General features: G+C 69.6%; 13 protein-coding genes, 1 tRNA gene and 1 other RNA gene. 9 read left to right on the forward strand and 6 right to left on the reverse strand.

Translation table 11 applies throughout. The annotated features are described in order from the left end of the window. Positions 1–27 precede the first annotated feature (27 nt). From ACIGEP_RS05580 to ACIGEP_RS05590, 3 genes are all read right to left on the reverse strand, one after another. Positions 28–3,009 (reverse strand): bifunctional [glutamine synthetase] adenylyltransferase/[glutamine synthetase]-adenylyl-L-tyrosine phosphorylase, encoded by a 2,982-nt coding sequence (locus tag ACIGEP_RS05580; RefSeq protein WP_396660615.1) that lies wholly within the window; start codon positions 3,007–3,009, stop codon positions 28–30. 4 nt (positions 3,010–3,013) lie between these two features. After that, a complete protein-coding gene (glnA, locus tag ACIGEP_RS05585; RefSeq protein WP_064002148.1) occupies positions 3,014–4,351 on the reverse strand; it encodes a type I glutamate--ammonia ligase in 1,338 nt (445 codons plus the stop codon). 77 nt (positions 4,352–4,428) lie between these two features. Continuing rightward, complete coding sequence (locus tag ACIGEP_RS05590) at positions 4,429–4,611, reverse strand: SPOR domain-containing protein (protein WP_396660616.1); 183 nt, start codon at positions 4,609–4,611, stop codon at positions 4,429–4,431. A 91-nt stretch (positions 4,612–4,702) separates the two neighbouring features. Between ACIGEP_RS05590 and ppgK the strand changes: the two genes are divergently transcribed. After that, positions 4,703–5,524: a polyphosphate--glucose phosphotransferase gene (gene ppgK / locus ACIGEP_RS05595; protein ID WP_396660617.1), complete on the forward strand. Its 822-nt coding sequence runs from the start codon at positions 4,703–4,705 to the stop codon at positions 5,522–5,524. An 18-nt stretch (positions 5,525–5,542) separates the two neighbouring features. Here ppgK and rnpB read toward each other — a convergent pair. The 3 genes from rnpB to ACIGEP_RS05610 form a co-directional block, all read right to left on the reverse strand. Then, positions 5,543–5,907, reverse strand: an RNA gene (rnpB, locus tag ACIGEP_RS05600) — RNase P RNA component class A. A 30-nt stretch (positions 5,908–5,937) separates the two neighbouring features. Continuing rightward, positions 5,938–7,662, reverse strand: a complete 1,725-nt coding sequence (locus tag ACIGEP_RS05605; RefSeq protein ID WP_396661020.1) for a bifunctional 3'-5' exonuclease/DNA polymerase — start codon at positions 7,660–7,662, stop codon at positions 5,938–5,940. Further along, the gene (locus tag ACIGEP_RS05610; RefSeq protein ID WP_396660618.1) at positions 7,659–8,390 is read right to left on the reverse strand and encodes a zinc ribbon domain-containing protein; all 732 of its coding nucleotides are present in this window, start codon (positions 8,388–8,390) and stop codon (positions 7,659–7,661) included. The genes ACIGEP_RS05605 and ACIGEP_RS05610 overlap by 4 nt, the downstream gene beginning before the upstream one ends. Before the next feature lie 106 nt (positions 8,391–8,496). Here ACIGEP_RS05610 and ACIGEP_RS05615 point away from each other — a divergent pair, with 106 nt between their 5' ends. From ACIGEP_RS05615 to ACIGEP_RS05650, 8 genes are all read left to right on the forward strand, one after another. Continuing rightward, positions 8,497–9,978, forward strand: coding sequence for an amino acid permease (locus ACIGEP_RS05615; RefSeq protein ID WP_396660619.1), 1,482 nt, complete (start codon positions 8,497–8,499; stop codon positions 9,976–9,978). A 44-nt stretch (positions 9,979–10,022) separates the two neighbouring features. Continuing rightward, positions 10,023–10,095, forward strand: a tRNA-Val gene (locus tag ACIGEP_RS05620). Between the two features lie 390 nt (positions 10,096–10,485). Next, complete coding sequence (gene aceE / locus ACIGEP_RS05625) at positions 10,486–13,212, forward strand: pyruvate dehydrogenase (acetyl-transferring), homodimeric type (protein WP_396660620.1); 2,727 nt, start codon at positions 10,486–10,488, stop codon at positions 13,210–13,212. 8 nt (positions 13,213–13,220) lie between these two features. Next, positions 13,221–14,423, forward strand: a complete 1,203-nt coding sequence (locus ACIGEP_RS05630; RefSeq protein ID WP_396660621.1) for a PucR family transcriptional regulator — start codon at positions 13,221–13,223, stop codon at positions 14,421–14,423. 85 nt (positions 14,424–14,508) lie between these two features. Beyond that, positions 14,509–15,426, forward strand: a complete 918-nt coding sequence (locus ACIGEP_RS05635) for an ACP S-malonyltransferase (RefSeq protein ID WP_396660622.1) — start codon at positions 14,509–14,511, stop codon at positions 15,424–15,426. Next, positions 15,423–16,424 carry a beta-ketoacyl-ACP synthase III gene (locus tag ACIGEP_RS05640; protein ID WP_396660623.1) on the forward strand — a complete coding sequence of 334 codons (1,002 nt, stop codon included), beginning with the start codon at positions 15,423–15,425 and terminating at the stop codon, positions 16,422–16,424. The genes ACIGEP_RS05635 and ACIGEP_RS05640 overlap by 4 nt, the downstream gene beginning before the upstream one ends. 70 nt (positions 16,425–16,494) lie before the next feature. After that, positions 16,495–16,743 (forward strand): acyl carrier protein, encoded by a 249-nt coding sequence (locus tag ACIGEP_RS05645; RefSeq protein WP_065570643.1) that lies wholly within the window; start codon positions 16,495–16,497, stop codon positions 16,741–16,743. A gap of 50 nt (positions 16,744–16,793) precedes the next feature. Beyond that, positions 16,794–18,032 carry a beta-ketoacyl-[acyl-carrier-protein] synthase family protein gene (locus tag ACIGEP_RS05650; RefSeq protein WP_396660624.1) on the forward strand — a complete coding sequence of 413 codons (1,239 nt, stop codon included), beginning with the start codon at positions 16,794–16,796 and terminating at the stop codon, positions 18,030–18,032. Positions 18,033–18,105: the final 73 nt, after the last annotated feature.

The following is an 18,105-nucleotide window of genomic DNA, read 5'->3' on the forward strand; positions in this document are numbered from 1 at the left end:
GGGTGATGCCTTTCGGTCGGTCGGCGCTCAGCCGTAGAAGAGATTCTCGAAAGCGCGACGGGCGCGGCGCGCGGTCCGGAGCCAATCCTCCTCCACCTGCGTGGCGGAGCGGGGTTCATACTCCAGCAGACGCCCGATCCCGTCGAGCTTGCCACGATCGCTCGGCAGCACGTCGCTCGTCTGGCCCGACAGCAGGGTGTTCGCCGAGCGGAGCCGACTCGCGAGCCACCAGGCCGCGGCGAGGCGCTCTGCTGCGGCATCCGGAACCAGTCCCGCCCCCTGTGCGGCCGCCAGAGCCGCCGTGGTGGACGTGGTGCGGAGTCCTTCGACCTGCGCGCCGTGCTGCAACTGCAGCAATTGGACCAGCCATTCGACGTCGCTCAATCCGCCAGGGCCGAGCTTCAAGTGACGCGACCGGTCGACGCCCTGCGGCAGGCGTTCGTTCTCCACGCGGGCCTTGATGCGCTTGATCTCGCGCAGTCCCTGGGGATCCGCATCGAGCGGGTAGCGCAGGTCGTCGGCCAGCGCCATGAACCGCGCGATCAGCTTGACGCTGCCGGCCACCCCGCGCGCACGGAGGAGCGCCTGCGCCTCCCATGAGAGCGACCAGCGCCGGTAGTACTCCGCGTAGGCGTCGATCGACCGCGCCATCGGACCGTTACGCCCCTCGGGCCGGAGCCCGGCGTCGAGGTCGAAGGGCGCGCGGTGATCCTCGGAGTGGGTGCGCAGACCCTGGACGATCTTCAGTGCGAGCTCGTGCGCACGCTGGGGCGGCACTCCGTTCGGATCGTAGACGTACATGACGTCGGCATCCGATCCGAACCCGAGCTCGCCGCCGCCGAAACGCCCCATCGCGATCACGGCGAAATCGAGCGCGTCGTCTTCGGGAGGCACGACCTCGCGCCAGACCGCCCGAAGCGTCGCCTGGATCGTCACCTCGCTGATGGAGGTCAGGCCGTCCGCGAGTTCGGCGATCGTGAGTTCGCCCAGCAGCGCGCCGAGGGCGAGACGCAGCAGTTCGCGACGTCGCAGCGCACGCACGGAGCGCATCGCGTCGCCGATCGACTCGTGGCGCGCCTGGATGGCTCGCGCCTCCTGCTGCAGGGCGAAACCGGACCGGGGACGCAACTGCTCGGACGAGTCCAGCCAGGCGGCCGCCTCGGGAATCCACTCCATGAGGTCGGCCGCGTAGCGCGAACCCGACAGGACGTGCGTCAGCCGCTCCGCCGCACCCGACGAGTCGCGGAGCATGCGCAGGAACCAGGGCGTGTCTCCCAGTCGCTCGCTGATCCGCCGGAACGAGACCATGCCGTAGTCGGGGTCCACACCGTCGGCGAACCACCGGATCATCACCGGCATGAGGTGGCGCTGGATGGTCGCCTTGCGGCTCAGACCGCTCGTCAGCGCCCCGATGTGCCGAAGCGTGCCGGCGGGGTCGCGGAAGCCGATGGCGGCGAGGCGATCGTGGGCCTGCGCGGAGGACAACGCCCCCTGCTCCTCCGCGGGCAGAGCCGCGACGGCCGACAGCAGCGGGCGGTAGAAGAGGCGGATGTGGATCTCGCGCACCTGGATCTTGATGCGCTCCCACACCGCGCTGATGCCGGCTGCATCGCTCGCGAGACCGCTCGCCCGTGCGAGCACGCGCAACTCGTCGGAGGTGGTCGGCATGAGGTGCGTGCGCTGCAGTCGCCGCAGCTGCAGGCGGTGCTCCATGACGCGGAGGGTGCGGTAGTGCTGGCCGAAGGCAGCGGCATCCGTTCGTCCGATGTAGCCCTCGCCGACGAGTGCCATGAGAGCGCCGAGCGTGCTCTGCTGCCGGATCCCCTCGTCTACCAGACCATGGACCAGTTGCAGCAGCTGCACGGTGAACTCGATATCGCGGATGCCGCCGGGCCCGAGCTTCAGCTGGCGGGCGACCTCTTCGGCGGGGATGTGCTCGGTGACCCGTTCGCGCATCCGCTGCACGCTGTCGACGAAGTTCTCTCGGGCGCTGCTCGCCCACACCTGGGGCTGGACGGCGGCGCGGTAGCGCTCCCCCAGCTCCAGGTCCCCCGCGAGCGGTCGGGCCTTGAGGAGGGCCTGGAACTCCCAGCTCTTCGCCCATCGCGCGTAGTACGACAGGTGCGAGTCCAGGGTCCGCACCAGCGCGCCCTGTTTGCCTTCGGGGCGGAGATTGGGGTCGACCTCCCACAGCGGCGGCTCGATCTCGACGTCCGAGATGCCGCGCATGGTGAGGGTGGCCAGTCGGGTCGCGATGTCGATCGCGCGTCCTTCGGCGAGGTCCGCCCCCTCGGCGACACCCCCCACGAAGATGACGTCGACGTCGCTCACGTAATTCAGCTCGCGCGCGCCGGTCTTGCCCATCCCGATGACCGCCAGGCGGGTGGCCGACACCTGCTCGCGCGGGAACATCGCGACGGCCGCCCGCGTGCGCGCGGCGCACAGCGACGCATCGAGCGCGGCGCCCGCCGCATCGGCGAGGGCGGCCGCGACCTCGGGAAGCACCTCGGTGGCATCGTCGGCTGCGAGGTCGTAGGCGGCGATGAGGGCGACGATCCGGCGGTAGCGGACGCGCAGAGCGACCCACGCGGATTCATCGGATGCTGCCGCGAAACCGTCGGCATCGGCTCCCACCGCCTCGAGCAGGCTCTCGCGCATGCTCCGCGGCGAGGGCAGCATGCGCCCGGCACCGACGAGGTGGGTGAGTTCCTCGGGGTGGCGGAGGAAGAAGTCCGCGAAACCCGACGACGCCCCCAGGAGCGACCACAGAACGGTGCCCGCTTTGGTGAGCGCGGCACGGACGGATGCGGCGTCACGCCGACCGATCCGCACGCAGGACTGCAGCGCACCGTCGGGGTCTGCGGCGCGGCGAGCACCCTCGATCAGCTCCCCGCGGTCAATGCCGGCGAGCGAGCCCAGTTCGTCGAGCGCATCGGAGGACGCTTCGAGATCGGAGAAGCCCGCACGGGCCAGGTCGGTGAGGGCTGCCCGTCGCTCGATGGAGGCCATCGCCTCAGAGCATCTCGAGGTTCTTCTGCAGCTCGAAGGGCGTGACCTGCGACCGGTATTCCTGCCACTCGCGGCGCTTGTTCAGGAGCACGTAGTTGAAGACCTGCTCGCCGAGGGTCTCCGCCACGAGCTCGGACTCCTCCATGTACTCGAGGGCGTGGTCGAGGCTCGACGGAAGCGGACCGTAGCCGAGGGCACGGCGCTCGGCATCCGTCAACGACCACACGTTGTCCTCGGCCTCGGGGGGGAGCTCGTACTCCTCCTCGATGCCCTTCAGGCCGGCAGCGAGCATCAGTGCGTACGCGAGGTAGGGGTTCGCCGCCGAATCCAGCGCGCGATACTCGACACGCGTCGACTGCCCCTTGTTGGGCTTGTACATCGGTACGCGGACCAGCGCGGAGCGGTTGTTGTGGCCCCAGCAGATGAAGCTCGGCGCCTCGTCCCCACCCCAGAGCCGCTTGTAGGAGTTCACGAACTGGTTCGTGACGGCCGAGATCTCGTTGGCGTGACGCAGCAGACCCGCGATGAACTGGCGGCCGGTCTTGGAGAGCTGGTACTGCGCACCCTCCTCATAGAAGGCGTTCATGTCGCCCTCGAAGAGCGACATGTGGGTGTGCATACCGCTGCCCGGCTTTCCACTGAGCGGCTTCGGCATGAACGTCGCGTACACGCCCTGCTCGATCGCGACCTCTTTGACCACCGTGCGGAACGTCATGATGTTGTCGGCGGTGGCCAGGGCGTCGGCGTACCGCAGGTCGATCTCGTTCTGACCGGGGCCGCCCTCGTGGTGGCTGAACTCGACCGAGATGCCGAGGTCCTCGAGCATCCGCACCGAGCGACGGCGGAAGTCGTGAGCGGTGCCGCCGGGGACGTTGTCGAAGTAGCCGGCGGAGTCGACCGGCTCCGGCCCCTCGGGACCGAAGGACGACGACTTGAGCAGGTAGAACTCGATCTCGGGGTGCGTGTAGAACGTGAAGCCCGCGTCGCCCGCCTTCGCGAGAGCGCGCTTGAGCACGTTGCGGGGATCGGCGACGGCCGGCTGGCCGTCGGGAGTCGTGATGTCGCAGAACATCCGCGCCGTGGGGTCGATCTCACCGCGCCACGGCAGTGTCTGGAACGTCGACGGGTCCGGGTGGGCCAGCAGATCGGACTCGTACGAGCGGGTCAGACCCTCGATCGCCGAGCCGTCGAACCCGAGGCCCTCCGCGAACGCACCCTCGACCTCTGCGGGGGCGATCGCGACCGACTTGAGGGTTCCGGTCACGTCCGTGAACCACAGTCGGATGAACTTGACCCCCCGTTCCTCGATCGTCCTCAGAACGAAGTCACGCTGCTTGTCCATCGCATCCTTCCCGGTGCCGAGCCGACTGCCAGACTATCGGTCCCGCGGCACGCCGCACTCACCGACGCGACGTGGTCTCAGTCGTCTTCGGCCGCGTCCTCCGCCGCCCAGGCCCGCGAACGCTCACGCATGATCTCGGGGGCACGCGCAGCCTCCTCGGCGGTGTCGAACGGGCCGGCACGGTCGACGGCCGGAGCCTCGAACCCCTGCTGGACCTCGCCCGTCTTGAGGTTGTACCAATACTTGTCGGCGTCGCTCATGGGTCCTCCTCGGCCTCGTGAGGATCATCCTACGAAGGCCGCGCCCGGCATCCTACGAATCCGTCTCCGCGGTCGCAGTAGGCTCGGTGGCATGACTGGGACCGCCACCACCGCCGTCGGCATCGACATCGGAGGGACGGGCATCAAGGGTGCCCTCGTCGACCTCTCGCAAGGAACACTCCTCACCGACCGAATCAAGGTCCCGACGCCGACAGGCGCGGAGCCGGATGATGTGCTCACGGCCGTTCGCGAAGTGCTCGAGAAGCTCGAGGTCACGGATGCCGACGTCCCCCTCGGCGTCGCGTTCCCCGCGATCGTGAAGAACGGTCGCACCCTGTCGGCCGCCAACGTCGCCGACACCTGGATCGACTTCGAGGCCGAGGCGTTCTTCGAGAAGGGCCTCGGCCGCCAGATCCACTTCGCCAACGACGCCGACGTCGCCGGAGTCGCCGAGATGCGTTACGGAGCCGCGAAAGACCGGAACGGACTCGTGCTGCTCACCACGCTCGGCACCGGGATCGGCACCGCCATGATCTACAAGGGTGCCCTCGTGCCGAACACCGAGCTCGGCCACCTGCACCGCCCCGGCCACAAGAAGGACTTCGAGCACTACACCGCCTACTCCGCGATGGAGCGTGAGGAACTCGAGTGGGATGCCTGGGCCGAGCGGCTGCAGAAGTACTACAGCCACCTCGAGTTCCTCTTCACCCCCGACCTGTTCGTCGTCGGCGGCGGCGTCTCCAAGCACGCCGACAAGTTCCTGCCGCTGCTCGATCTGAACACCGAGATCGTCCCCGCCGTGCACCGCAACAACGCGGGCATCATCGGCGCGGCCGCGCTCGCTCTCGCGGGCGAGCGCGACGACGTTCCTGCGGAGCAGGGCGGCGACCTCGCGGACACCACCGCGCGCTGAGGCGGCTGGCCGGAGGGGCGAATGGGCCGGCCTGTACGCCGGGTTCTGTCCGGGGATCCTCGCGGACCCCGTGGACGGTCATCTCTCTCGGCGACACGTTGCCGTGCCGCTCCAGCGGTCTACCCGGGGACTCGGCGGGCCGCGTCGGCATCCCCTGTCTGACCTTGCTCCGGGCGAGGTTTACCGTGCGGGTCGTGTCACCACGACCCCGGTGGTCTCTTACACCACCCTTTCACCCTTACCCCGGTCGGAACCGGGGCGGTCTGCTCTCTGTGGCACTGTCTCGCGGATCACTCCGGGTGGGTGTTACCCACCGCCCTGCCCTGTGGAGCCCGGACGTTCCTCGGTGCGCTCTCGCGCCACGCGACCGTCCAGCCGACCCATTCGCGGGTCGAGTCTATCCGTCCGGCCGTTCACTCCTTCGCGGCGTCGGGGCGCACCTGCAGGTCGAGACGGAAGTCGAGCGGGATGTCACCGAACAGCAGCCGGGTGGCGGTCTCCGCCGCTCCCGCCACCGCTTCGGCCGCCTGCGCGGCGTGCGCGGCGGGGGTGTGCACGATGACCTCGTCGTGCAGGAAGAACGCCAGATGGGCCTGGCGGGCGTGGAGCGGGCCGGAACGCGGCGCGGCATCCGCATCGTCGATACGGGGCAAGGCGGCCAGTCGGGCGCGCAGGTCTCCCAACCACGCGAGAGCCCACTCGGCCGCGGTGCCCTGCACGACGAAGTTGCGGGTGAAGCGTCCGCGGTCGCGAGCGGCGCGGCGCGCACGGGTGCGGTCGGTCTCGGTCGCGTCGGGATCACCCGCCCGCCCCTGCAGCGCCCGCCAGCCGGGTGAGGGCGGCGGGCTCGAGCGACCGAGCCAGGTCGTGACGACACCGCCTTCCTCGCCGACGCGAGCGGCGTCGTCGACGAGTCCCATGGCACGCGGGTAGGCGCGGCGCAGCGCCGGCACAAGACGGCCGCTGTCGCCGGTCGTCGCACCGTACATGGCCCCGAGCAGCGCGAACTTCGCCTCGGACCGCGTGCTCACGACCCCGCGCGAGACGATGCCCTCGTAGAGATCGCTGCCGCGTGCGCTCTCGGCGAGGGCGACATCCCGTGACATCGCCGCGAGCACCCGCGGCTCCAGCTGCGCGACGTCGGCGACGACGAGGCACCACCCGGGGTCCGCCCGCACCGCGGGACGCAGCTGACGGGGCAACTGCAACGCGCCACCGCCGGACGAGGCCCACCGGCCGGTGACCACGCCACCGGGCACGTACACCGGACGGAACCGCCCGTCCGGGGCCCACTCGTCGCGCCACGCCCAGCCGTTGGCGGTGAACATGCGCATGAGCCGCTTGTACGCGAGCAGCGGCGCGATGACCGGGTGGTCGTACTCGCGCAGCTCCCACTTGCTCGTCGACGTCGCGGCGACCCCGACACGATGGAGCGCACGCAGCAGCTTCGGCTGCGAGTCGAGGCTGACACCCGGATCTCCGAGGAGGTCCCGGATCTCGGCGCCCAGCGCCTCGATGCGAGCAGGCTGTCGTCCAGCCGGATCGCGTGCCCCCAGCATCCCCGTCAGGATCTCGTCGTGCACCCCGCCGTCCCAGGGCACACCGGCGGCATGCATCTCGGCCGCGACCAGGGCGCCGACCGACTCGGCAGCCGCCAGCAGGCGCAGCCCGGCCGCGCTCGCGTCGAGCACCTCGCGCTGACGGGTGAACTCGGCCACCGCCGACTCCACGTCATGCGGAGCCTCGCGGGCGCCCGGATCGACCTCGAACAGCGCGCTCGGTCCGTCATCGATGACGGATGCCGCGGCATCCCACTCCGTCGCGGAACGGAGCGCGTCCGCACCGATGGACCGGGCACTGTCGCGCAGGATCGCGTGCGCGAGACGGAGATCGTGGCAGCGCGCAACCCTGACGCCGTCGGCGAGGAGCGCCGGGTACCAGGCGCTCGTGTCGCTCCACACCCAACGGGTCGTGTCGCCCGCCCGCCGAACCCGCGCGGCGAAGGCCGGCCGGTCGACGATCTCGGGCTCCCTGCGGATGCCGTCGGCGGTCACCGGGACGAGGGCGATGCCCTCGTCGGACGTCCCCACGACGATCCAGGGGACGGCGTCCCCGGCGGGAGCCTCCGGAGCGGTCAGAGCCCGGAGTCCTCGCCGCGCACCAGGATGCCGCCGCACTCGGGGCAGGTGATGACGTCGTCCTCGGCCGCGGCGCGGACGACGTTCAGGTCCGTCCCCGACAGCACCATGCGGCATCCGCCGCAGGTCCGGTGCTGGAGCAGTCCTACGCCGACGCCCCGGGCGGCGAGACGGTCGTACATGCCGACCAGGTCGGCCGGCAGCGTCGCCGCGATCGCGGCGCGATCGCGCGTGGCCGCCTCGTGACGAGCGGTCGCCTCAGCCACGGCATCCTTCGCCTCGGCGCTGAGCCGAGCGCCTTCCTCGTTGACCGACGCGATGAGTGCCTCCTGCTCGGCGACGGCGGCCTCCGCCTCTTCGAGCCGCTCCATCACCTCGAGCTCGGCGTCCTCGAGGTCCGACTTGCGCTTGGCCAGCGAGGCGATCTCGTGCTCGAGCCCCTGCGCATCCTTCGCACTCGACGTCGAGGCGAGACGCTCGTTGTCGCGTGCCGTGCGCGCGTCGACGACGGCGACGTCGGACTGGATGCGCGCCAACTCGGTCTGGGCGTCGTCGCGGGCGCCGAGGCGCCGCGTGAGCTCGGCGGAATGGGTCGCGCGCTCGGCCAGCAGCTCCTTCACCCGGGCTGCCTGGGCGGGGTTCCGACGGGCGTGGTCGGCCTGCTGGGCGGCGAGGTCCGCGTCGGCGAGATCGAGGAGGCGGCGCTGGTCGGCGAAGCTGGCTTTCACGCTCTCCAACCTACCCTCGCCGTGCGCGCCGCCGGGGCGTCGCCGTGGGGCGGGATGCCGTGACGCACTAGCATGACGTGCCGGAATCGCGCGGGAGGAGATCAGCATGAGCGTGCTGCGCACCAAGACGGTCGAACAGTCGATCGCCGACACGGAGGAGCCGGAATTCCGGCTGAAGAAGTCGCTGTCGGCGCTGGACCTCACCGTCTTCGGCGTCGGTGTCGTCATCGGCGCGGGCATCTTCACCCTCACGGGACGCGCGGCGCACGAGGTCGCCGGACCCGCGATCGTGATCAGCTTCGTCGTCGCCGCGATCGCCTGCGGCCTGGCCGCGATGTGTTATGCGGAGTTCGCGTCGACGGTCCCGGTCTCAGGGTCGGCCTACACCTTCTCGTACGCCTCGCTCGGCGAACTGTTCGCCTGGATCATCGGGTGGGACCTCATCCTCGAGATGTTCCTCGGCGCGAGTGTCGTCGCCCAGGGGTGGAGCGCCTACCTCGGGTCGTTGATGGAACAGCTCGGCGCGCCGATCCCTGCCGCCATCGGGTACGGCGGAACCGTCGATGTGATGGCGATGCTTCTCGTCGTCGTCCTCGGAGTGCTGATCACCGTCGGCATCCGTGAATCGCTGCGCGTGAATCTCGTCCTCGTTGCGGTCAAGCTCTTCATCGTCCTGTTCGTGATCATCGCCGGTCTCATGTTCGTGAACCCGGCGAACTACTCCCCCTTCATCCCCGATGCCGCTCCACGGGAGACGGCGTCGGGTCTGACGCAGCCGCTCCTGCAGTTCTTCTCCGGCATCGAGCCGACCGCGTTCGGCGTGGGCGGCATCTTCGCCGGCGCCGCCCTCGTGTTCTTCGCGTACATCGGCTTCGATGTGGTCGCGACGACGGCGGAGGAGACCAAGCGTCCGCAGCGCGACCTTCCGATCGGCATCATCGCCTCGCTCGTGATCTGCACCGTGCTCTACGGCGCGGTCGCGCTGGTCGTCACCGGCATGGTCCCCTACCAGGACCTCGACCCCGCCGCGGCCCTCGCGAACGCCTTCGCTTTCCACGGGCAGACCTGGATGGCCACCGTGATCTCCGCCGGGGCCGTCGCCGGCCTCACCACGGTCGTCCTGACGCTCATGATCGGCGCGACCCGCATCATCTTCGCGATGTCGCGCGACGCCCTCCTCCCCCGAGGGCTCGCCAAGGTGCACCCGCGCTTCCGCACTCCGTGGGTGATCTCGATCATCGTGACGGTCATCGTCGCCGTGGTCGCCGGACTCACACCGGTCGGCGTGCTGGAGGAGATGGTGAACATCGGCACGCTCTCGGCCTTCGTGCTCGTCTCCGTCGGCGTCATCGTGCTGCGCCGCCGTCGCCCCGATCTGCCGCGCGGCTTCCGGGTCCCGCTCAACCCGTGGCTGCCGGCGCTCTCCGCCGCCGTGTGCATCTATCTGATGCTCAACCTCACGGTCGAGACGTGGCTCCGTTTCCTGATCTGGCTCGCCCTCGGATTCGTCATCTACTTCGCCTACTCGCGTCGCCACTCGCGGCTGGCGAAGGGCGGCGACCTGTACGCGGGTCCCGCCGCGCGCTGACCGCGCACCGGGTCGAGGGCGACGCCCGTAGACTCGGTGCGTCAGGGCCTTTAGCTCAGCTGGTAGAGCGCCACGTTTACACCGTGGATGTCGTCGGTTCGATCCCGGCAGGGCCCACCCAGATCGGCGAGCCGACTTCGCTACAGCGGTCGAGCCCAGCGGACGGATCGGGCATCGTCTCCGCGATGATGTAGTCGCGGTATCGGGGGTCGTACCCGACGGAGAACCGCCGATCCTCCACCATCATCCGCATCATCGCGCAGGCATGGGGACCGTCGGCCGGCACATCAGTAGTCATGGCAAAACCCTGGCACGGGCCACGGTTCGATCCCGGAGGGGCCCACTTCCGGCATCCCTTCACCACTGCCTGATCGGGCGCTCCGCGCGGCATCCAGCACCTACCCGTATGGGTAGGCTGAGGACAAGCGTGTTGTGCGCGGCGAACAAGCGCGCCCTCGCTCGAACCCTCCTTCCTGGCACGATCTGCCAGGCGACGAAAGGCCTCTTGTGACTGTCAACGATCAGGATCCGTACTCGCAGGGCCCCCAGGACAGCGACCCGGAAGAGACGTCGGAGTGGCAGGAATCCCTGCGTCAGCTCGTCGACGCCCGTGGCGCCGGTCGTGGGCGCGAGATCATGCTGAGCCTGCTGCAGAGCTCGCGTGAACTGCACCTGAATGTCCCCCAGGTCCCCACCACGGACTACATCAACACCATCCCCGTCGACAGTGAGCCCGAGTTCCCGGGTGACGAAGAGGTCGAGCGTCGCTACCGTCGCTGGATCCGTTGGAACGCGGCGCTGACGGTGCACCGCGCGCAGCGCCCCGGCATCGGTGTCGGCGGTCACATCTCGACGTACGCCTCGTCTGCGGCCCTGTACGAGGTCGGCTTCAACCACTTCTTCCGCGGGCCCGACCACTCCAGCGGCGGCGACCAGGTCTTCTTCCAGGGCCACGCCTCCCCCGGCATGTACGCCCGCTCGTTCCTCGAGGGCGGGCTCACGAGCCAGCAGCTCGACGGCTTCCGCCAGGAGGCATCCGCCGCCCCCAACGGCCTGCCCTCCTACCCCCACCCGCGCCTCATGCCGGACTACTGGCAGTTCCCGACCGTCTCGATGGGCCTCGGACCGATCAACGCGATCTACCAGGCGATGACGAACAAGTACCTCACCAACCGTGGGATCAAGGACCTGTCCGACTCGCACGTGTGGGCCTTCCTCGGCGACGGCGAGATGGACGAGGTCGAGAGCCGCGGTCAGCTGCAGGTCGCGGCGAACGAGGGCCTCGACAACCTCACCTTCGTCGTCAACTGCAACCTGCAGCGCCTCGACGGCCCCGTCCGCGGCAACGGCAAGATCGTTCAGGAGCTCGAGAGCTTCTTCCGCGGTGCCGGCTGGAACGTCATCAAGGTCGTCTGGGGCCGCGAGTGGGACGACCTGCTCTCCCGCGACAGCGACGGTGCGCTGCTGAACCTCATGAACAGCACGCCGGACGGCGACTTCCAGACGTACAAGGCCGAGAACGGCGCCTACGTCCGTGAGCACTTCTTCGGCCGAGACGAGCGTGCCGCCGCTCTCGTCAAGGACTACTCCGACGAGCAGATCTGGAACCTCAAGCGAGGTGGACACGACTACCGCAAGGTGTTCGCGGCGTACAAGGCCGCCGTCGAGCACAAGGGGCAGCCCACTGTCATCCTGGCCAAGACGGTCAAGGGGTACGGCCTCGGTCCGCACTTCGAGGGGCGCAACGCGACCCACCAGATGAAGAAGATGACCCTCGACGACCTCAAGCTGTTCCGCGACCAGATGCACATCCCGCTGACGGACGCACAGCTCGAGGAGAACCCGTACGAGCCGCCCTACTACCACCCGGGTGAAGGCGACGAGACCATCGAGTACATGGTCGAGCGCCGTCGCACGCTAGGCGGGACGCTCCCACAGCGTCGCAGCAAGTACACGTCGCTCAGCCTCCCCGACGACAGCGTGTACGCGCTGCCGAAGAAGGGCTCGGGCACGCAGGAGGTCGCGACGACCATGGCGTTCGTCCGCCTGCTGAAGGATCTGCTGCGCACCAAGGACTTCGGTCACCGCATCGTGCCGATCATCCCGGACGAGGCGCGCACGTTCGGCATGGACGCGTACTTCCCGACGGCGAAGATCTACAACCCGAACGGGCAGAACTACACGTCGGTGGACCGCGAGCTGCTCTTGGCGTACAAGGAGAGCCCGCAGGGCCAGATCATGCACGTCGGCATCAACGAGGCCGGCGCCCTCGCCGCTTTCACGGGTGTCGGCACGTCGTACGCGACGCACGGCGAACCGCTCATCCCGGTGTACGTCTTCTACTCGATGTTCGGCTTCCAGCGCACGGGCGACGCCCAGTGGGCGGCGGGCGACCAGATGGCACGCGGCTTCATCATCGGGGCGACGGCCGGTCGCACGACGCTGACCGGTGAGGGCCTGCAGCACGCCGACGGCCACTCGCACCTGCTGGCCTCGACCAACCCGGCGACGGTGTCGTACGACCCGGCCTACGGGTACGAGATCGCGCACATCGTGCAGTCGGGCCTCGAGCGCATGTACGGCGGCGAGCACGATGACCCGAACGTCATGTACTACATCACGGTCTACAACGAGCCGATCGTCCAGCCGAAGGAGCCGGAGGATGTCGACGTCGACGGCATCGTCCGCGGCATCCACCGCGTCGCGACCGGCTCGGGTGAGGGTCACCGCGCCCAGCTCATCGCCTCGGGCGTGGGCCTGCCGTGGGCCCTCGAGGCGCAGGATCTGCTGCAGAAGGACTGGGGCGTGAGCGCCGACGTGTGGTCGGTCACGAGCTGGACCGAGTTGCGTCGCGACGGTCTCGCCGCCGACGAGCACAACTTCCTGCACCCGACCGAGGAGCCCAAGACGGCCTACGTCACCGAGAAGCTGCGCGACTCGGAGGGCCCGATCGTCGCCGTCAGCGACTTCATGCACGCGGTGCAGGACCAGATCCGCCAGTGGATCCCCCGCCGGTACGCGACCCTCGGCGCCGACGGCTTCGGCTTCTCGGACACGCGCGCCGCCGCACGACGCCAGTTCAAGATCGACGGCCCGTCGATCGTCGTGCGCACGCTGCAGGCCCTTGCCGAGGACGGTGTCGTCGACCGCGGCCTGTCGGCTCAGGCGATCGAGAAGTACCGTCTGCACGACGTCAACGCCGGCACCTCCGGTAACGCGGGCGGCGAAGCCTGACCCGCGCGATGACCGAACGGCCGACCGCCCAGGAGAAGGCGGAGACACTGGCGTGGCTCCGTCGGATCTCCGGTGATCTCGCGACCACCACACTGCGCAGACTCGAAGAGTCCCTGCCGTGGTACGCCGAGATGCCCCCCGGGCGGCGGTCGGCCGTCGGCCTCGTCGCTCAGTCGGGCATCTCGTCATTCGTCGAGTGGTACGACAACCCGAACTCCACGCCGTGGATCGCGGCCGACGTCTTCGCGTCTGCCCCGCGCGAGCTGCTGCGAAGCATCAGCCTCACGCAGACGCTTCAGCTGATCCGCGTCACCGTGGAGACGACCGAGGAGCGCGTGGCGGGCCGTGGCAACGGACTGCGCGAGAGCATACTGCTGTACTCGCGAGAGGTGGCCTTCGCCGCGGCCGACGTCTACGCCCGCGCGGCGGAGGCACGGGGACTGTGGGATGCGCGGCTCGAGGCCCTCGTCGTCGACTCGATCCTCACGGGCGAGGCGGACGAAGAGCTCCCGAGCCGGATCGCGGCGCTCGGCTGGCACGGCCACGGCGAGGTCGCCGTCCTCGTCGGCACGACGCCGCCGCAGCTCGACGTCGACCAGGTGCGCCGCACGGCGCGCAAGCTCGGCGTCGACGTCCTCATCGGTGTGCAGGGGTCGCGCCTCGTGCTCGTCATCGGCCGTGCCGACCAGACGGGACGGGAGGATGCCGAGGAGCTCCCCTTCACCGAGATCGCCACGCGCCTCGAGCCGGGGTTCGGCAGCGGTCACCTCGTACTCGGCCCGACGGCACCGGCGCTGCTGGACGCGGGTCTCAGCGCGCGGGCGGCACTCGCGGGCTTCGCCGTGGCGAAGTCGTGGCGCCACGCACCCCGTCCGGTCGACGCCGACGACCTGCTCCCGGAGCGGGCACTCGCGGGTGACCCGCTCGCGAAGGCGACGCTCATCGAGAAGATCTACCGGCCTCTGCAGGCGCACTCGACCGACCTCGTGACGACCCTCTGGAGCTATCTGGACAACGGACGCTCGCTCGAAGCGACGGCCCGGGAGCTCTTCGTGCATCCCAACACGGTCCGCTACCGCCTCAAGCGGGTATCGGACGTGATCGGGTGGGATGCGACCGGCCCCCGGGAGGCCCTCATCCTGCAGACGGCGCTGATCCTGGGATCGATCGGCGCCGAGGTGACACGCAGACGCCCCGCTCGCCGCGGCTGAGTGTGTACGACACGAACAAACGAATCGCGCTTTCTTGTGCGCCGACCGACAGCACGCCCGACCTGAACTTGCAAGGATGGAAACCGTGATCATCGCCGTCTTCCCGGGCCAGGGTTCGCAGACCCCCGGGTTCCTCACTCCGTGGCTCGAGATCGAAGGCACCCGCGAGCTGCTCGAGCAGTACTCCGCGTGGGCCGAGATCGACCTCGTCGCCGCAGGGACCGAGTGGGATGCCGACCGCATCCGTGACACCAAAGTCGCCCAGCCGCTCATCGTCGCGGCGAGCCTCCTCTCGTGGCGTTCGCTCGTCGCCGCCGGCCACCGTCCCGACGGTGTCGCGGGACACTCCGTCGGCGAGATCGCCGCGCTCGTCGCGACCGGGGTCCTCTCCGAGGAGGACGGACTGCGTCTGGTCGGCATCCGTGGGCGGGCCATGGCCGAAGCCGCCGCTCTCGAGGAGACTGGCATGAGCGCCGTCGTGGGCGGAGACGAGGCTGCCGTCCTCGCGCGCCTCGAAGAACTCGACCTGACGCCCGCGAACTACAACGGCGGCGGCCAGATCGTCGCTGCCGGTGCGCTGCCCGCCCTCGCCGAACTCGGCTCCGAGACGCCGCGCGGCAGCCGCGTGATCCCGCTGCAGGTCGCCGGCGCCTTCCACACCCGGTACATGGCCCCCGCTGTCGAGACGCTGCGCACGGCCGCCGCCGAGGTCGCGGCATCCGACCCCGCCCTGACCCTCTGGAGCAATCGCGACGGCGGCACCGTGTCGGACGGTCGTGCCGCGCTCGACCTGCTGGTCGCTCAGGTCGCGAACCCCGTCCGATGGGATCTGTGCATGGCCTCGTTCGCCGAAAGCGGCGTGACCGGCCTCATCGAGCTCGCTCCGGCGGGGACCCTCGTCGGACTCGCCAAGCGCGGACTGCGCGGCGTACCGTCTGTTGCGGTGAAGACGCCCGAGGACCTCGCCGCAGCGAACGCCCTCCTGACCGGAGAAGACGCATGACCCCCCAGCTGATCCAGCCGACCGGCGCCGCGCACACCCGCATCTACGCCTACGGCGCGGCGCGCGGTGAGAACGCGATCCCCAACGAGGACCTGATCGGACCGATCGACTCGAGCGACGAGTGGATCCGTCAGCGCACCGGCATCATCACCCGCGTGCGGGCACAGGCGGACACCTCCGCGATCGATCTCGCCGCGGATGCCGCGGCCGAGGCCATCGAGCGTTCCGGCGTCCCCGCCGACCAGATCGACGCGGTCATCGTCGCGACGATCTCGAACCCCAAGCAGACGCCATCGGTATCCGCGATCGTCGCCGACCGCGTCGGGGCGAATCCCGCCGCGGCGTACGACCTGAACGCCGCCTGCGCCGGATTCGCCTACGGGGTCGCGCAGGCCGACGCCCTCATCCGCGCGGGGGCGGCTCACTACGCGGTCGTCATCGGCACCGAGAAGCTCAGCGACATCGTCGACCCGACCGATCGCTCGATCTCGTTCCTCCTGGGTGACGGCGCCGGCGCGGTCGTCGTCGGTCCGAGCGAGACCCCGGGCATCGGTCCGACGATCTGGGGCTCCGACGGGTCCAAAGCGGATGCCGTGGGGATGAACCACACGCTGACCGAGTTCCGCGACGGCGCCGCGCCATGGCCCACCCTGCGCCAGGAGGGGCCGACCGTCTTCCGCTGGGCGGTCTGGGAGATGGTCAAGGTCGCGCGTCAGGCCATCGAGGCGGCGGGGATCACCCCCGACGACCTGGCCGCCTTCGTGCCGCACCAGGCGAACATGCGGATCATCGACGAGTTCGCCAAGCAGCTGAAGCTGCCCGACTCCGTCGTGATCGGTCGCGACATCGAGACGACGGGAAACACCTCGGCGGCATCCATCCCGTTGGCGACCCACCGACTGCTCGAAGAGCACCCCGAACTCAGCGGCGGGCTCGCCCTGCAGATCGGTTTCGGCGCCGGACTCGTGTTCGGCGCACAGGTCGTCGTCCTCCCGTGACGACGGCTGTCCCCCACCTAAACTGACTACCGGCCCGGCTGGGCCCGATTCCCACAGAAGGAGATATCCCATGGCATTCACCAACGACGAGGTCCTCGCCGGCCTGGCCGAGCTCATCACCGACGAGACCGGCATCTCGGCCGACGAGGTCGCGCTCGAGAAGTCGTTCACCGACGACCTCGACATCGACTCGATCTCGATGATGACGATCGTCGTCAACGCCGAGGAGAAGTTCGGCGTCACCATCCCCGACGACGAGGTCAAGAACCTCAAGACCGTCGGCGACGCCGTCACCTACATCTCGTCCAACCAGGCCTGATCCGCGCGTCCGGTGGGGGTGCGCCCCCACCGGAGCAGCACGAGGGAACCATGAGCAACACGCGAATCTTCGTCACCGGCATCGGTGCGACCTCCCCCATCGGCGGAACCGCCGGCGAGAGCTGGGACGCCCTCCTCGCCGGAGAATCGGGTGCCCGCACGCTCGAGCACGAGTGGGTCGAGCAGTACCAGCTGCCCGTCACCTTCGCCGCCGAGGCGAAGGTGCGGCCCGAGACTGTGCTGGAGCGCCCGGTCGCCAAGCGCCTCGACCCGTCGTCGCAGCTCGCGCTCGTGGCGGCCAAGGAGGCCTGGGAGGACGCCGGGGCGCCCGAGGTCGACCCCGAGCGCCTCGGAGTCGAGTTCGCCACCGGCATCGGCGGCGTCTGGACCCTGCTGGACGCATGGGACACCCTGCGCGAGAAGGGCCAGCGGCGCGTCATGCCGATGACGGTGCCCATGCTCATGCCGAACGCCGCAGCGGGCAACCTGTCGCTGCACTTCGGTGCCCGCGCCTACGCCCGCACGTTCGCGAGCGCCTGCGCGTCGAGCACCGAGTCGATCGTCAACGCCCTCGAGCACATGCGCGCCGGCCTCGCCGACATCGTCATCGCCGGGGGCACCGAGTCGGCGATCCACCCGATCACCATCGCGTCGTTCGCCTCGATGCAGGCACTCTCGCGCCGCAACGACTCCCCCGCGACGGCATCCCGTCCGGGCAGCATCGACCGTGACGGCTTCGTCATGGGTGAGGGTGCCGCCGTCCTCATCCTCGAGACCGAGGAACACGCGAAGGCGCGCGGCGCGAAGATCTACGCGGAGCTCGTCGGCGGCGGCGTGACCGCGGACTCGTATCACATCACCGCCAACGACCCCGAGGGCACCGGCGCGGCCCGTGCCGTTCGGCTCGCGCTGGACATGGCGGATGCCGCACCCGGGGACGTCACGCACGTCAACGCGCATGCGACCTCGACCCCCGTGGGCGACCCGAACGAGTACGTCGCGCTGAAGTCCGTCTTCGGTGACCGCGTCGACGAGATGCCCGTGTCTGCGACCAAGGCATCCACAGGCCACCTCCTGGGTGGGACCGGTGCCCTCGAGGCGATGTTCACCGTGCTCGCTCTGCGCGACCGTCTCGCTCCGCCGACCATCAACATCACCGACCCCGACCCGGCTGTACCGTTCCGCCTGTCGGGCGACGCGGTGCCGTTGGGCGACCGCGACCAGCTGGCCATCAGCAACTCGTTCGGTTTCGGCGGCCACAACGCCGTCGTCGCGTTCCGCTCGGTCTGAGCCGACTCCACGACAGACGCCCCCGGGAAGCCACCGGGGGCGTCTGTCGTTCCGATCAGGCGGGACCGAGGCC

It is taken from the genome of Microbacterium sp. NPDC077663 (genome assembly GCF_044542795.1).
Lineage (GTDB): Bacteria > Actinomycetota > Actinomycetes > Actinomycetales > Microbacteriaceae > Microbacterium.

What these genes read in the sequence shown, in the direction of transcription:
- ACIGEP_RS05590 (WP_396660616.1), bottom strand. Translation starts at nt 4,611, where the DNA reads ATGAGCGACGCCGACAAGTATTGGTACAACCTCAAGACGGGCGAGGTC.
- ACIGEP_RS05650 (WP_396660624.1), top strand. Translation starts at nt 16,794, where the DNA reads ATGAGCAACACGCGAATCTTCGTCACCGGCATCGGTGCGACCTCCCCC.
- glnA (WP_064002148.1), bottom strand. Translation starts at nt 4,351, where the DNA reads ATGGACAAGCAGCGTGACTTCGTTCTGAGGACGATCGAGGAACGGGGG.
- ACIGEP_RS05615 (WP_396660619.1), top strand. Translation starts at nt 8,497, where the DNA reads ATGAGCGTGCTGCGCACCAAGACGGTCGAACAGTCGATCGCCGACACG.
- ACIGEP_RS05630 (WP_396660621.1), top strand. Translation starts at nt 13,221, where the DNA reads ATGACCGAACGGCCGACCGCCCAGGAGAAGGCGGAGACACTGGCGTGG.
- ACIGEP_RS05580 (WP_396660615.1), bottom strand. Translation starts at nt 3,009, where the DNA reads ATGGCCTCCATCGAGCGACGGGCAGCCCTCACCGACCTGGCCCGTGCG.
- ppgK (WP_396660617.1), top strand. Translation starts at nt 4,703, where the DNA reads ATGACTGGGACCGCCACCACCGCCGTCGGCATCGACATCGGAGGGACG.
- ACIGEP_RS05640 (WP_396660623.1), top strand. Translation starts at nt 15,423, where the DNA reads ATGACCCCCCAGCTGATCCAGCCGACCGGCGCCGCGCACACCCGCATC.
- ACIGEP_RS05645 (WP_065570643.1), top strand. Translation starts at nt 16,495, where the DNA reads ATGGCATTCACCAACGACGAGGTCCTCGCCGGCCTGGCCGAGCTCATC.